The sequence below is a fragment of the Polaribacter sp. HaHaR_3_91 genome (assembly GCF_019278525.1).
Classification (GTDB): domain Bacteria; phylum Bacteroidota; class Bacteroidia; order Flavobacteriales; family Flavobacteriaceae; genus Polaribacter.
In genome coordinates this window covers 3,121,095-3,137,496 of the sequence record NZ_CP058986.1, presented here as the reverse complement: position 1 = coordinate 3,137,496, position 16,402 = coordinate 3,121,095, and the positions used below count along the sequence as shown (strand labels likewise).

General features: G+C 29.7%; 10 protein-coding genes. 9 read left to right on the top strand and 1 reads right to left on the bottom strand.

Going from position 1 to position 16,402, the window contains the following annotated elements:
- Nucleotides 1-409: 409 nt before the first annotated feature.
- A complete protein-coding gene (locus H0I27_RS13200; protein ID WP_218731125.1) occupies nucleotides 410-3,697 on the bottom strand; it encodes a M60 family peptidase N-terminal accessory domain-containing protein in 3,288 nt (1,095 codons plus the stop codon).
- Nucleotides 3,698-4,081: 384 nt separating this feature from the next.
- Here H0I27_RS13200 and H0I27_RS13195 point away from each other — a divergent pair, with 384 nt between their 5' ends.
- From H0I27_RS13195 to H0I27_RS13155, 9 genes are all read left to right on the top strand, one after another.
- On the top strand, nucleotides 4,082-4,645 hold the full coding sequence (locus H0I27_RS13195) for an RNA polymerase sigma-70 factor (protein WP_218731124.1): 564 nt from the start codon (nucleotides 4,082-4,084) through the stop codon (nucleotides 4,643-4,645).
- A 200-nt stretch (nucleotides 4,646-4,845) separates the two neighbouring features.
- Nucleotides 4,846-5,991: a FecR family protein gene (locus H0I27_RS13190; RefSeq protein WP_218731123.1), complete on the top strand. Its 1,146-nt coding sequence runs from the start codon at nucleotides 4,846-4,848 to the stop codon at nucleotides 5,989-5,991.
- A 140-nt stretch (nucleotides 5,992-6,131) separates the two neighbouring features.
- On the top strand, nucleotides 6,132-9,419 hold the full coding sequence (locus H0I27_RS13185; protein ID WP_218731122.1) for a SusC/RagA family TonB-linked outer membrane protein: 3,288 nt from the start codon (nucleotides 6,132-6,134) through the stop codon (nucleotides 9,417-9,419).
- A 16-nt stretch (nucleotides 9,420-9,435) separates the two neighbouring features.
- Entirely contained in the window at nucleotides 9,436-10,893 is a 1,458-nt protein-coding gene (locus tag H0I27_RS13180) for a RagB/SusD family nutrient uptake outer membrane protein (protein ID WP_218731121.1), read from the top strand.
- A gap of 19 nt (nucleotides 10,894-10,912) precedes the next feature.
- Nucleotides 10,913-11,695 carry a DUF4843 domain-containing protein gene (locus tag H0I27_RS13175; RefSeq protein WP_218731120.1) on the top strand — a complete coding sequence of 261 codons (783 nt, stop codon included), beginning with the start codon at nucleotides 10,913-10,915 and terminating at the stop codon, nucleotides 11,693-11,695.
- A gap of 31 nt (nucleotides 11,696-11,726) precedes the next feature.
- Nucleotides 11,727-13,196 carry a PKD-like family lipoprotein gene (locus H0I27_RS13170; protein ID WP_218731119.1) on the top strand — a complete coding sequence of 490 codons (1,470 nt, stop codon included), beginning with the start codon at nucleotides 11,727-11,729 and terminating at the stop codon, nucleotides 13,194-13,196.
- Between the two features lie 240 nt (nucleotides 13,197-13,436).
- Nucleotides 13,437-14,798 (top strand): TlpA disulfide reductase family protein, encoded by a 1,362-nt coding sequence (locus H0I27_RS13165; protein WP_218731118.1) that lies wholly within the window; start codon nucleotides 13,437-13,439, stop codon nucleotides 14,796-14,798.
- A gap of 32 nt (nucleotides 14,799-14,830) precedes the next feature.
- Nucleotides 14,831-15,733 (top strand): serine protease, encoded by a 903-nt coding sequence (locus tag H0I27_RS13160; RefSeq protein WP_218731117.1) that lies wholly within the window; start codon nucleotides 14,831-14,833, stop codon nucleotides 15,731-15,733.
- A 203-nt stretch (nucleotides 15,734-15,936) separates the two neighbouring features.
- Nucleotides 15,937-16,383 (top strand): protein-disulfide reductase DsbD domain-containing protein, encoded by a 447-nt coding sequence (locus H0I27_RS13155; protein WP_218731116.1) that lies wholly within the window; start codon nucleotides 15,937-15,939, stop codon nucleotides 16,381-16,383.
- Nucleotides 16,384-16,402: the final 19 nt, after the last annotated feature.

Here is a 16,402-nt window from a genome sequence, read left to right as displayed (position 1 = left end):
TAATTTTATTTGATGGAATGAAATAAGTAAGAATTGCTTTGCAAACAAAATAAATACGACTATTTCAGGAAAGTACAGCTAATTAATATTTGTTTTTAGATATGGATTCATAAATAGTTATCAAGCAGTAAATGCCCTTCTGTTAGAAGAGCAATTATTGCTACTTGATAAATTAAAAAATCAGATAAAGTTCTCACAGTAGGGGAGTCACTTCATTCTTTATTTACAAATATTTTTATAAATAGTTGTAATGTTTAGTGGGGACTGGATTGTGAGTACATATTTGGCCTTAAAATAAAATGAAAAGTCAATTTATACGCATCATCTTTTTTAAGTTTTGAGAAGCACTCTCAATAACAGCAATCCCCATGATGTTTTTTTAGATCCCATTTTTTTGATGATTGTATAGTTATTGAACTATAAACTTTTTTATAATACGAGTGTTTGATAATTTTACCTTAATAAAATACATACCTGAAATCAATTTTGATGTATCGATAAAGGAGTCTGGATTCATATATTCAGTTTGAATTAATGCGCCTTTTATATCATAAATTTCCACTTTAGTATTTTCTAAAGGTATCCCACTAATTTTTAAAATATTTTTAGTAGGAACGGGGAATAAAGACATTGTGTTTGTATTCTCTAAATTATTATTATCGATAGAAAGGTTGTTTTCTTTAGAGTAAATTTTTACATCACTAATTGCATTCCAGTCATCAAATTCATTTCCCCCACAAATAATTTTAATATAACGCGCTTTTCTAGAAATAGAATAGGCATCATAATTTTCATCTGTTTTAGTACTGGATAAATTTTGTTTTACTGCTAAATATGTTTGATTGTCTCTAGAAACTTCCACATCGAAATAATTGAATTTTGTAAGTTTATTCTGGAATTTTATTTCTAAATCACAAATATCATAGATAGCTCCTAAATCATACAATAAATATTCTCCATCTCCTTTAGATATCCATGCTGTTTCAGAAAGGTTATCTAAGGTGTTTTGTGCGTTTTCAGTAAAATTACTTGCTTCTACTGAGGTTGCTGTGATTTCAAGACAAGAACTATTGTCTTCTTCAGGTCTACCTCCAGGGAAGTATAAATTTATAATATTCTGTATTTCATCTATAGCAGATTGTCCTTGTGTAGGTCCGTAATAATCCCACCATTTTTTAAAGAATCCAGCAGAATATGATTGTGAGACATGATCATAATAAGTACTGTTTTCAATTTTAGATTCAGAGTAATCTTCTAATCCAAAGCTTCTGAAAGTTTCATTATCTATAGGAACTATGGTTTTATAAAAAGATAATTGATCATAAATTGCGGTAGATTTTTTTAAACCCCTATTTCCAATTTCAATTGCCAGACTATTGAAGTCATCTGGTTGAATTCCCCAAAAATGAATGAGAGGGCGTAAGTCATAACCAGCAGCTTCAGACATTCTTAGTAATCTATCATCAGCAGGTACATTATTTACATTGCTAGAATAGTCTATCGTTCCATTTTCATGACTTTTACTTGTATTAGCATAAAATGTCTCTATCGTTTCCCAATCAAAAAGTCTTACTAAATCGGCATATTTTGCATGACCTCTTGGTTGGTATGAGAATTCTTGTTGATTTTCAGTTGTTACTGAACTCATTTGATTTCCTACTCTAAAGTTTTCTGTAATCATCCAACTAATGGCGGCTTCTTCAATAGAATGAGATAGACCATAAGCTGCAAAAGAATCTTCGAAAGCTTGATTTAATTCAATACCAAATTTTTTGTTATAAATAGGAACCCATAAGAAATTTACAAAAGATTCTATTTCTCCTCTAAATTTGTATATTTTTTCTGCGTGACCTTGTTCGTGGAAAAATACATTAATAAGATAACCTCTTTCGTCTCTTGGTCCGTTTATTAAGTAATTGTCATGATTTCCCTCATAATTTGTGTATGGATTGTAGGCAACGTTAGACTGTGGGTAGCCTGGGTAATTTGCGCTTCCTCTTGGTGTAACATCTACTTGTGCATAGACTACTGTTTTAGATCTAATAAGTGGTCGTCCTAAAAGTTCAGAAATAGCATCCATAGACATATCCCAATCGTTTAAAGGTGTTTCAGGATCATCAAAGGCATATATCCAAGATGTTGGCACTTGAATCATTATTTTATCAGTTTCAAAATCGGTCCAAGGAGCAGCATGTAATCTTTCTGTATTTTGCCATTCGCTTAAACTTGTTTTGTTAGCTACTGTATTTGCATAATAAGGAGAACGAATTACATTTTCTAGTGTTATATTAACAATGCCAAAACTACTGTGATAGGGGATGTTAATATATATACCCCCTCCCAAAGGGTTTGCTATTGTAGTTGTTGTGCTGTTTATTTCGTATTTTTTTGTTACACGATCCATCCTTTTAATGGTTGATTTATTAGATAAATCCCAAGTTTGAGCTCCTACGAGTATAGAAGCACCTGTACCAACTAATGATGAAGGAACAGTTATTTTAGCAATACTTCCTGGAGCTAAATAACAGCCTGTAGGTCTTCTAGCATCTTCTGTTTCATAATTAGCTTGTGTACCTGGTTTTCTTACATGTTCTCCATTAATTTTAACCGTGTAATTTACTGAAGCATCGGTTGGTTGTGCTGCTGCCCCAGGGAAAAAAGAAGATGTTAAAAAAAGCTTGTTGTTAAATAGATCTGGATAAGCTGTAATATTTGCTTCTGTATATGAGTAATCTAAAACAGATTGCATAATTAAGAGAATTGTATTTTCTAGATCAAAACCAGATGCTGTTCTAGAGAATCCTCCTAAAGTTGTTGTACCTGTTGTAAATAGCGCTCCTTTGTTAGTTTCATACAATTCAATGATTTCTAATGCTGTTTTTATAACATCAAAATTATCTGTAAATAAAGCGTAATCCGTTTTAATGGTATTGCTTATGGATTGAAATCCTGTAGTGGCTAATGTTGATGTACCTAAAATGTGGGTTTTAACTTTGTGAAATTGAGTTAATATCTCAGGATTATCAGAAGAAATAAAATCGGTGACACCAATTAGAAAAGCATCATCATAATTGCTGTAATAATTGGTATTATCATAAGTACCTCGAGAACTTGTGCCGTCCCATGTTTTTATTGAGGGGTTAAAATTACTGGCATATTTCCATTCAATATACATGACGCCATCATGAAAACCAGCAAATTTCCAGTATTTAGGGATCGTCACGACATCTCGTAAATGTGCAAAGGTGTTTTTTGTAACACCATCCCAAGACACAATTTCACTATTAACTGCAGAAGAACTAAAGTATAATGTGCCTTTATCAGCTCCACCTAAAACCCAATTATTAGGGTCTGTAAAAATAGAACTTAATGTACCGTAAGTTGTTCTGGTTTTAGAAGTGTTGTTCCAAATATCTATTTGTCCGTAATTACTAGAAGCTACATCGGTAATTTGATAATAAAAGTTTGAGCCATCAAGAGCCAAAAGCTCCCAACCTTCTGTTTTATTAAAAGTAGCATTGATGGTAATGTTTTCTTTTAAAGTAGTGGTTAATTGTTGGTAGGCATCAATTTCACCAAATGTATTAGAAGTACCATTTGATTTTTCGAAAAATAAGTCTTGAGCGAAAATTGATGATGTTGCTATTGCAAAGACATGCAATATTAAGAGTTGTTTAACCCATAGTTTTTTTTGCATAATTAAGTGTAGTTAAGGTAGTTGTTTTAAGAAATAAACAACTGATTATAGATAGTCTCAAGCCATACCATAATTTCTTAAAGACAATATTACAATAATTATTGTGTAATTATTAGTTTGTTTTTAACCTAATAGTATGTTATTTTTACAATAAGGTAAAAAACCTGCTTTTTTCTTAACTGTAAATTAATTTTGATAAACTCTTGCAAAATTTTAGATTCCACTAAAGCGATAAAAAATAACTTTATTTTTTGCTCTTTAATGAAAAAGAGGACTGCTAATTGTTGATTTGTGAAAAATTAAATGTTTTGATACTTCTTTTCTTTTTTAGCCTCTTAGGGCTGCTTATTTGATGTATTTTTGCATTAAATCAACTATAAATTCATGTATAATTCTGACGAAGATATAATACAAGGTATTAAAGCTGGAGATAAAAGAGCTTTAACTGTATTGTATAATACTTATTGGAAGGTTCTTTATATTTCTTCATATAATTTATTGAAAGATAAAGAAGTTTGTGAAGAAATTATTCAAGATGTATTTATAGAAGTATGGAATAAACAAAAAAATATAGAGATTAAGGTTTCTTTAAAAAGTTATCTCTATGCTTGTGTAAGATATAAGGTTTTTGCTGAATTTAGAAAGAATAAAATTATAAGAGTTGAATTGTTTGAAGAATTAGATAAGCGTTTTCAATATACAACTCCAGAAACTAAAATGATGCATGATGAGCTCGAGCTACAAGTTAAATTTATTGTTGGAAGTTTACCTGATAAATGTAAAAGAGTATACGAACTGAGTAGAAATGAGCATTTAAGTCATAAAGAAATAGCAGGGGAATTAGGTATTTCTATTAAAACTGTTGAAAACCATATAACAAACGCACTTCGTATTCTTCGTACTTCTTTAGGGCACACTTTATTTATAGCTATTTTTCTAAATCGTTAAAATTTAAATCTAAATCCGGATTTTGTTTTTTTGCATTTTAATCATCAATTCCCTTGTTTTAGTGGGGATAATTCTTCTTTTTTAGTAAATCTTGATATTTTTTTTATAAAAATATATAAATAATTGATTTTTTTTTAGGGGGTAGGTGTCTTTTTACACACTTACTAGATATACATAGTTATTTTTTTTAATCATATTTTATGGAAAACAGTCAAAAATACAATGAAGAATTTAAGGAACTTATTGAGAAATATCTTGATTCTAAAATTTCGATTGATGAAGTAAAAAAACTTGTCAACTATTATGAAAGTTTTCAAAAGTCACATGATTGGGTTGAAGAATTAGGTTCTGAAAGTAGGATAAAGAATAAAATGCTTATCAATATTTTAGAATCAATAGAAACACCTATAAAAGTTGTCCCTTATTATAGAAAAAATATTTTTAGATATGCAGTTGCAGCATCATTAATTACATGTATCAGTTTGGGAAGTTTGTATAAACATATTTTGTTTGGAGATAATAGTATTAATGTTACTCAAAACAATATACAGATTGGTACAAATAAAGCGAAGTTGACACTAGAAGATGGTACAAATATTATTCTTGACGAGAAAACCAATTATCATTCAAACAAGCTTTCTACTAATGGTCAATCGTTATTATATAATAAAACAAAAATAAGTGATGAGAAGGTTGTTTATAATTATTTAACAATTCCTAGAGGAGGTCAGTTTTTTGTTGAATTATCAGATGGTACAAAAGTCTGGCTAAATTCAGAATCTAAATTAAAATACCCTGTAAGTTTTACCAAAGGAAAACCGAGAGCGGTAGAATTGGTATATGGTGAAGCATATTTTGAGGTTTCTAAAAGCATTCTACATAATGGCGATGGTTTTTGTTTAAAAACCAATGAACAACAAATTGCAGTATTAGGTACTGAGTTTAATGTAAAGGCATACAGAAATGAAACAGAGATTTTAACCACCTTAATAGAAGGTAGTGTTTCTGTTAGTAATAGTATTAATAAAAGTATACTAAAGCCTGGTGAGCAATCTAAATTACCTCAGAGTGATAGTGATTTCGAAATTTACCAAGTAGAAATTGAAGATCAAGTTTCTTGGCGTAATGGAGAGTTTAGCTTTACAGATAAATCACTAGAAGAAATAATGAAAGTGCTCGAAAGATGGTATAATGTAGATATTCTTATCTCTAACGAAAAAATGAAAAAGATAGGATTTACTGGTGTTATAAGTAAGAACCAGCCTATAGATTATATATTAGAAATTATTAAAAACACAAACAATATGACTTATACAATCGATAAAAATACTATCGTAATTAAATAAAAAAAACAAGGGATAAAACATAACGTCTCAAGCCAGTAATATCCCTTTATATTGATTCATTAACCAACACACACAAATTTATGAAAAGAAACATTAACAAACCTCCTTTATTTTTTAAAATAAGGTTCTTAGTACAAATTATGAAAATATTTATTTTTCTTTTTTCGTTGTCACTTTTTAGTTTTTCCTCTAGTAACGGATTTTCTCAAGACGCCAAAATCAACATAAAAAATAATCAAGTTATTTCTGTTGATCAAGTATTCAAACTTATTAAAAATCAAACAGATTATACTTTTATTTATAGAGCAGATTTGTTTGAGAACTACCCGAAAATATCTTTAAATAAAGGAGATATTAATGTAGGTGAACTTTTAAAGTTGACCTTGTCTAATGGAGAGTTTATTTATGAGTTTGCTAAAAATAATACTATTATAGTAAAAAATAATGATGCAAATGCTACATTAAAAAAAGTACAAGAGTATATTATTAGCGGGTATGTAACCGATGAAAATAAGATGCCTTTACCAGGTGTAACAGTAATAATTAAAGAAACCAAAAAAGGAGTTACCACAGATTTTAATGGAAAATATTCTATTAAGGCAACGGATGTGTCTACGCTTATTTTTAATTATGTAGGCTATGAAAAGAAAGAGGTAAAAGTTGACGGAAATAAGGAAATAAACGTACAATTAACTCCAGATATTAGTGAACTAGATGAGGTGGTAATCACCGGTATAGTAAAAAGAGATAAAAGAAGTTTTACAGGAGCCACAACTACTGTAAGTAGAGAGCGGTTAAAAGTTATTGGAAACTCAAACGTTTTACAAAGTTTAAAAGTGTTAGATCCATCTTTTATAATTGTTGAAAACAACCTTTTAGGTTCCGATCCTAATATGCTTTCAGACATCGAGGTTCGTGGAAAAACCAGTTTATCTACTAGTGATTTAGGGGATGAATTTGGGGCTAACCCAAATCAACCTTTATTTATTTTAGATGGTTTTGAAACAACATTAAGAGTTATCACCGATTTAGATATGAATAGAGTGGCATCTATTACAATCTTAAAAGATGCTTCTTCTACAGCATTATATGGGGCAAAAGCAGCCAATGGTGTTATTGTTGTTGAAACATTAAGAGCTACTGGAGGAAAATTGCAAGTAACTTATAATGCTGATTTTAGAGTAGAAATTCCAGATTTAAATGATTATAATTTAATGAATTCTACTCAAAAGTTAGAGTATGAAAAACTATCAGGACTTTGGGATACAGATTCTTATAATGTTACTGGTCAATTTAAATTAGACAAACAATATAATGCAGCTTTAGCTGAAATTAAAAGAGGTGTAGATACTTATTGGTTAAATGAACCAGTAAGAGTAGGAACCACTTTAGGCCATTCTTTATATGCAAGTGGAGGTGGTGAAGCAGTAACATTTGGAGTCGGTTTAAACTATAAGAAATTAGAGGGTGTAATGAAAGGCTCAGATAGAGAAAACTGGGGAGCTAGTTTTAACCTAAGGTATAGAAAGGGTAAAATAAATATATCTAATAATTTATATATAAATGGATATGATGCTAATGACTCTCCTTACGGATCGTTTTCAAATTTTGCAAAAGCAAATCCTTATTTTAAAAAAACAGATGAAGATGGAAATATTACAAAATATTTAGATATTAATGATTATTATGGAACTGCTTATGTAAACCCGTTATACAATGCATCTTTAAATTCTTTAGATAACACAAGTAATTTGCAGATTACTAATAATCTACGTGCTGTTTGGACTTTAAATAGCAAATTTAGAATACAGTCAAATTTACAGTTAAATAAAGGTATTACCACGTTAGAAACTTTTTTACAACCGGAACATACTAATTTTAGAAATACGACTATTTTAGAGAGAGGATCTTACAGCAATCAACGAACAGATTTGTTCAGCTATAAAGTTAATACAATGATATCTTATGCTAATTTATTTAAAGATAAGCATAGTTTTACAGCTAACTTAAGGGGTGAGATTGAGGAAACTGATAACAAAAGAATTAGTTTCTCAGCAATTGGTTATCCTTCTGGAACCAATGGAAATCCTTCTTTTGCTTATAGTTACCCAGATTCTAAACCCAATGCGGTATATAGTAACTATAGAAGAGTTAATGTATTAGGGAGTGTTAATTACGACTTTGATAGAATATTACTTTTTGATGGAACTTATCGTTTAGATGGATCAACCGTTTTTGGCTCTAATGAAAGATATTCTCCTTTCTGGGCTGTTGGTGCAGGTGTTAATTTAAATAACGCATTTAATATGGATTCAAATAAAGTTTCACAACTTAAGTTAAGAGGAAATATTGGATCTACAGGAAATCAAGGTTTTGGAAATTTATCTTCAGTTTCTATTTACGGATTTACACAAGACGTAAATGTTTTTGGACAAGGAACATATTTATCAACTTTAGCGAACCCTAATTTACAATGGCAAAATACTTTACAAACAAGTATTGGAGTAGATGGCGCTTTCTTTAATAATAGATTGTTTACTACTTTAAATGTATATAATAAGAAAACAGATCCATTAATTGTACGTATAGATCTTCCTTCTTCAACAGGTATCGTTAAATATCCTATAAATACAGGATATATGAATACAAAGGGACTTGAAGCTATTGTAAGATTTTCTCCAATTTATAAAATTGACGAGCAAATAATTTGGACACTGGGAGCTACTGCAAGTGCTGTTAAAAGTGAATATAATGGTTTTAATTCAACCTTAGAATCTTTAAATGATGAGGCGTTAGTAAGTAAGTCTTTACTTAGGTATCGTGATGGTTATAGTCCTGATGATTTATGGACTGTACAATCTTTAGGAATAGATCCTACAAATGGTTTAGAAGTGTTTTTAACTAAAGATGGTATGCCAACTTATGAATACAATTCTGATGATGAAAAAGTAATGGGTAATGCAAGACCAACTATGGAGGGTGTTATTAGTAGCAACCTGAGAATAAAAAACTTCACTTTTGGTGTAAATCTACGTTACCGTTTTGGAGGCGATGTAATGAATACGGCTTTATTTAATAAAGTAGAAAACATTTCAGAATCTAGTAGAATATACAACCAAGACGTTAGGGCTTTAACCGATAGATGGATTAATCCAGGTGATGTTTCTAGATTTAAATCCATTGCAGATTTTAGTTCAACACAACTTTCTTCACGTTTTATTCAAGAAGAAAATGTAATTGTAGGAGAATCTATAAACTTTGGATACGAATTTAAAGACCAACCATGGGTAAGCCAAATGGGCTTAAGCAGATTAAGATTAAATGCTTATATGAATGAAATATTTCGTGTTTCTTCTGTGAAAACTGAAAGAGGAATTAATTACCCTTTTGCACGTGCTATTTCGTTTAGTTTAAACGCCTCTTTTTAATATAAAAATGATGATAATGAAAAAATACTTAAAAAATATCATAGGAATCTCTGCTTTTATTTTAATGGTTTCTTGTAACGATTACTTAGATGTTCAACCTGTTGATGAATACTTAGAAGAAAATGTTTTTACCTCAGAAAATGGTATACAAACTGCTCTAAACGGTATTTACTCTAATATGACAAGTAGTAATACTTATGGTGGCAATTTAACATTAGGTACTGTAGATCTTTTAGCGCAACGCTATAATGTTAATAATGTTAGCCATAGATATCACTATTATGGAAATTACAACTATGAAAATGCAGGTGTTAAAAATACCTTTGATAATATATGGACCAGCTTATATAGCAATATATTAAACATTAATAATTTTATAGGAAGTTTAGAAACATATGGCCCTATAATTTCTCAAGAAAAAGAGGATATTTTAAAAGGAGAAGCTATGGGGTTAAGAGCCATGCATCATTTTGATTTATTAAGACTGTACGGTCCTGTATATAGTGCTAATGCATCTGCAGAAGCGATACCTTATAATACAGAAGCTAAAGCTAATTTAAATGCTTTATTGCCAGCAACAGATGTAATTGCTAAAATTTTAGCAGATTTGGATGTGGCCGAACAATTATTGGAAAATGATCCTGTAAGAACCTATGGAAAAGTAGCAGTAAATCAAGAGTACGATGATGCTACAGGTTACAATGGTGAAGATTTTTATAGATTCAGAAATCTCAGATTAAACTATTATGCTATCAAAGCTCTACAAGCGAGGGTACATTTATATGCAGGAAATAAAGAAGCGGCCTTAATAGCGTCTAAAGTAGTCATTGATGAGGCTTCAACATGGTTTGAGTGGACAAGTCCTTCAGAAATAATTTCGGCAGGTGAAAATCCAGATCGTACATTTTCATCAGAAGTACTATTTGCCATTCACAATAATAACCTATATAATCAACATGCTAATTTATTTGATAGTTATTTAAATGGTTATGCAATTCTAGCAAGCGAAGACTCTCGTTTAAACACTGTTTTTGAGGGGAATCAAAATGACTACCGTTACATTTATACATGGATGATACCTGATGTTGGTGATCATACTTTTAGAACGTTTTTTAAATATGCAGATGTAGATAGCAACAGTAAAGCGTTTCGTTATAGACAACCATTAATTAGAATTAGTGAAATGTATTATATCGCAGCCGAAACAGAAGAAGATCCAGCAGTAGCTATAGATTATTTAAATACGGTACGCTATAATAGAGGTTTAGTAGACTTACCTTTAAGCGCAGATATCCAAAGTGAAATTCTAAAAGAATATCAAAAAGAATTTTACGGAGAGGGGCAATTATTCTTTTATTATAAAAGAAAGAATGCTTTAAGTATTCCTGATGGTTCTTCTACTACAGGAGATGTAATTATGGATACAAACAAATATGTAGTTCCGTTACCAGAATCAGAAACAGATTATCGTTAATAATAAAATTTTATTTTTTATGAAAAAATATATAAAAACAATAATTACGCTATGTGTTATAGCGTTCGCTTTTTCAGCTTGTGAAAAAGAAGAAATTGCAACCTTTAATGGTAAAGATGTTATTTATTTTCAGTGGGCCATAGATGGAAAAGAATTTGCATCCCAAAAAATAGATAGTACGGCTATTAGTTTTGCTTTAAAGTTGCCAACAGAAGTAACCGATTCTTTAATATTAGTTCCTGTAAAAATTCAAGGATATGTTAGTTCTAAAGATAGGTCTGTAACGGTGAAAGTTTTAGATGAGTCTACCGCTCAAAAAGATATTCATTATACAATTTCAGATAATATTATGATACCTGCAAATGAATATATTGGCTACATACCTGTCTCTTTTAATAGAACTGAAGATATGAAAGTAGAAGAGGTGTCTTTAAAAATTCAATTGTTAGAAAATGAGAGTTTTAAAGTGAACTTGTGGGGAGAAGAATTAAGTGATAATAATCCTAATCGAATTTTAAGCTATTCAGAATTTGAAATAACAATTTCAGATATGTTAACGGAGCCAGATAGATGGTCTGTATTAGAAAAATATTTAGGTGCATTTTCTGTGAAAAAATATTATTTGATTGCAGAAGTTAACGAAATTCCATTACCAAATTATAATGTTTTAACGTCGAGCTTTTGGCCAGACTTTTATGGTCATGTAGCTGTATTAAAAGCTTATTTAGAAGCTCAAAAAAATGCAGGGACTCCTGTTTTAGAAGAGGATGGTACAGAAATGGTTTTAGGACCTAATGCCTAATTAATTATTATTTAATTTAAATACATATAAAATGTTTAAAAAAATAAAAATACAACTTGTTTTAGTGCTTTTCACTTGCACGTTGATATGTTCTTGTCTTGAAGATCAGGGTAATTACAATTATACAGGAATAAATCAAATAGAAGTCGCAGGTTTAGAAGAAATATATTCTGTAGTTAGGTTTGATGAATTTAATATTGTTCCTGAATTAGTGAGCTCTCAAGATCAAAATGAAGAGAATACATATAGTTATAAATGGCAGGCATATCAGCCTGCAGATACAGGAGAAAATAGACTAGTAGATTTATCTTTTGAAAAAGATTTAAAAACCACTATTAATCTAATACCAGGAGATTATACTATTTATTATACTGTTAAAGATCAAAATACAGAGGTAGAATTTCAACATAGTTTTCAACTAAACGTAGTAAATAATATTTACGAAGGCTGGTTAGTTTTAAGTGATGTAAATGGCGTTGGTAGATTAGATATGGTGTCTTTAATTGAAAACGAGTATAGAACAGCGTATGATATTCTTAATGTTGTTGGTTCTGAATTAACATTGACAGGTACTCCAAAATTTGTTTATACCTACCCGTTTGAATCTAATTTTTATGGTATTTATGTTTCAACTACAGGTAATGGTACTGTTAAATTAGAGCCTAATACATTTACATGGAATAGCTCTTTTAATATCTCCGAAGAGTTTGTAACAAATCAACCAGAAGATTTAGAAGTTGATAATATAGTTGCTAAAGCAAGTCAAATGTCATATGCCGTTAAGGATGGAAATGTATATTACTATTTTAGTGTCTTTAGTTATAAATATAGTGCGCCTATAAACTCTATTAATGGTGTTTTATTTGAAGCTTCACCTTTTATAGGAAAAGGAACTTATTTTGGAAATTCAATTTTATACGATAACACCAACAAGCGTTTTATTAGAACAAACTTTGGTAGCTCAAGAGTCATGCCAACGGGTACACGTTTTAATTATACTACCGGTAAAGATTTGGAATATATGGTAGGTAATAATTTTAATAGTAGTGCTGGTGCTCAAATTTTTGCAGTGTTAAAAGACCCTATTGACAGCAAAAAATATTTAGCTTTATTTAATGCAACTAATAGTTCTCAGTCTTATTATGCTGAAGTGGTAGCGCCAGATTTTGACCAAGCAACAAGCTATGCTGTGAGTCCAAACTATGGGTATTTATTTTATGCTGTAGGAGGAAAAGTATATCAGTATGATTATTCTTTAAAAACTACAAAATTAATGGTAGATAAAGGTTCCGATGAAATCACAATGATAAAATTTAATGATTTTTTCTATTCTAATAGCGATTATGATGAATTAGGATTTCAATTAATTGTTTGTAGTTATGATGGCTCAGAAGGGACTATGGAATTATATGATGTACCACCTGTAAATGGTCAAATAGAATTAAAAACGTCATACTCTGGATTTGGCAAAATTAAAAGTGTTGCATACAGAGAACGTTAATAAGTTTTAAAAAGGGTTGTGTTACTATCAGCCCTTTTTTTATAACACCTAATGATATTAATAAAACAGAAGTGTAGTACGTTGTTAAAGACTAAAATTCTGTTGATTCTTTTTAAGTAATAACATTAAAAGTATATCTATAAAATATTATAGGTATAGCTTTTTACACCTATTTGTTTTTGAATATTTTCAAATAATTTTCTACAAATAACAATAAAAAAACTTATAATAAAAACGCACATGAATAAAGTATTATTTATATTGATAATGGCTTTTGGCCTTACGTCTTGCTCAAAAAAAACTAAATTAGATTATGTTTTATTAACGGGTAAAATAGACAATCTTAAAGATAAAGAAATAACCCTATTAAAAACGAATCGTTCCTACACCAAAAAGATAGTTGTAACTTCTGATGGTACTTTTAAAGATACGATGAAAATAAAGTCAGGTTTTTATAGATTAATTTCTGGTAAAAATAAAGTAGTTTTTTATTTAGAAAATGGGTATGACCTTAATATTAAAGCAGATGCAGATAATTTTAAGTCATCTCTTAATGTTTCAGGAAAAGGTGCTGGCGCTACAAAATATCTAGCTATTAAGGGAGATATTTCTTCAAATTTAAGAACAGGAGAAACTTCTTTTTTTAAACTAAAAGAGACGAAATTTTTAACTACTGCAAAGAAAATTAAAACAACGCTCCATCAGGTTTTAGATACCATGCAAGGGGTGTCAGAAAACTTCAAGGCTTTAGAAAATAGAAATATTAATTACTCTTATGTATATCAATTATCACATTTTAAAAAATTTAATAAAATTAATGATGAGGTTTCACAAGAACTGAAAAAAGAGTTACAAAAAATAGATTTTAATAGTGAAGAAGATTATAGATTTTCAGGGGCTTACTATACATTAATTGGTGATTATTACACAGGTCAAGTTAAAGAATTAGTTAAAACAGATTCTATAGATCGTGGCTTAGCTTCAATAAAAACGTATTCTAAAATTTCAAATCAAACCATTAAAAATGAGTTGATATATATTCAAGCACGTATGTCTATTGCACAGACGGAAAGTTTAGATGTATTTTATGAAACATACATGAATGCTTCTACAGACGAAAAAAACAATGCCAAAATTTCTGAAATCTATCATAGCCTTAAAAAGGTTTCTGAATACAAGTTTTCTCCAAAATTTATTGATTATGAAAATTATGCTGGAGGAACTAGTTCTTTAGATGATTTTAAAGGGAAATATGTTTATATAGATATTTGGGCAACTTGGTGTGGTCCGTGTTTAGGACAAATACCATATTTAAAAAAATTAGAAAAAAAATATCATAATAAAAACATCGAATTTTTAAGTATTTCCATAGATCAAAAAAAGAATTATGATAAGTGGAGAACTATGATTAAGGAAAAAGAACTTGGAGGAGTTCAATTATTAGCTGATAATAATTTTAATTCACAGTTTATAAAGGATTATGCAATTAGTGGTATTCCAAGATTTATCTTATTAGATCCCCTAGGTAAAATTATTGATGCAAATGCACCAAGACCATCAGATGAGAAGTTAATCAAGTTATTTAATGAACTTGATCTATAATTATTACAGCTCCTAAAATAAAGATATAAATTATGAGAATTAGTTATTTAACAGGTGCTTTAATGGCACTAGCCTTGGTTAGTTGTGGATCGATTAATAATATACATGATGATTTCCATTTGAATAGTAATACCGTTAAGGTTACTAAACCAGAAAACAGTTCGGTGTTCCTTAATAACGCAATGGAAAAAGCAAAGGAACTATTAAGTGAAAATGCATACACACCCTTTGAGGTTTTACAAAAACAAAAGGAAAATAAAACTGAAGTGAAATTTAAAGTGTCTATGTATAAAAGTGGTGATTCTAAAATAAAAACAGGAAACGAAATATATAATTATTTAAAGGAGCGTACTTTATATATAGGAGATTCTTTTTTATGTACGAGATGTCCCAATATGCATTTAAGTAATGCGTCGGGGTTTGTTATAAACGAAGATGGTATAATCGTTACAAATTATCATGTAATTGATGTGAAAGGAAATTTAAAATCATCTGCTATTTTCGCAATTGATGATAAAGGTAATGTGTATTCTGTTGCTGAGGTTTTGTCTGCTAGTAAATTAAATGACATAGCTGTTCTGCAGTTAGATATGCAAGGAAAGAAACTAAAAGCTTTGGAGTTGGCAGAAAAAGAATTAATAGGAGAAGATGTGTTTATGATGGGACATCCTTTTGAAAAAACTTTTTTTATGTCTAAAGGTATAGTGGCTAGAGAATATCTTAAAGGTCGTACAAACATGCCTAAAATATCTATAACTGCAGATTTTGGTACAGGGGCAAGTGGAGGGCCTGTAGTTAATAGTTACGGACAATTAATAGGTGTTGTAAGTGCTACTTCTTCTCATTATACAATGGGGTCTAAAACAAATCGAGACATACAAATGGTTATAAAAGAAGTGGTACCAGTTAGTGTCTTAAATAACTACATTAATTAAAGGTCTTTTAATACTTAATTATAAAACGTATCAGCCTTTTATTTGGTATTTACGTCTTTGTCTTAAGGTTATATTAATCTCTTTCTATTATTATTTATCTAGAAATTATTTGAGTTAATTAGTCGGTAAACTAATACAAATAGAGATTAACAAAGGGTTGTTAAATAAATAACAACCCTTTAATAAAATATAAATTTAGAAATATGAAAAAACTTACATTATTACTAACGTTATTAGTTTTTGCTATTGGTAACGCTCAGATTTTAGAACCTTTAACATGGTCTACATCTGTAAATAAAATATCAGATAAAGAATATGAATTAGTAGCCGAAGCAGACATAGAAACGAACTGGCATTTATATTCACAATATGTACCTAAAGAAGGGCCAATACCTACTACGTTTTCATTTAAAAGTAGTTCCAATTATTTAAAAAAAGGAAATACAAAGGAAGCGATAGGAGAAATTATAAATGATCCTGTTTTTAATATGGAAATTAAATTTTTTGAAACCAAAGCTTTATTTAAGCAACGCATTTTAATAAAAGAAAAAATGCCATTTAGTGTCTATGCTACTGTAGAGTTTATGGTTTGTGACGATACTAGGTGTTTGCCTCCAAGTGAAGAAGGTTTAATTTTTAATATCAAATAGTTTAAGATAGATTTTATAA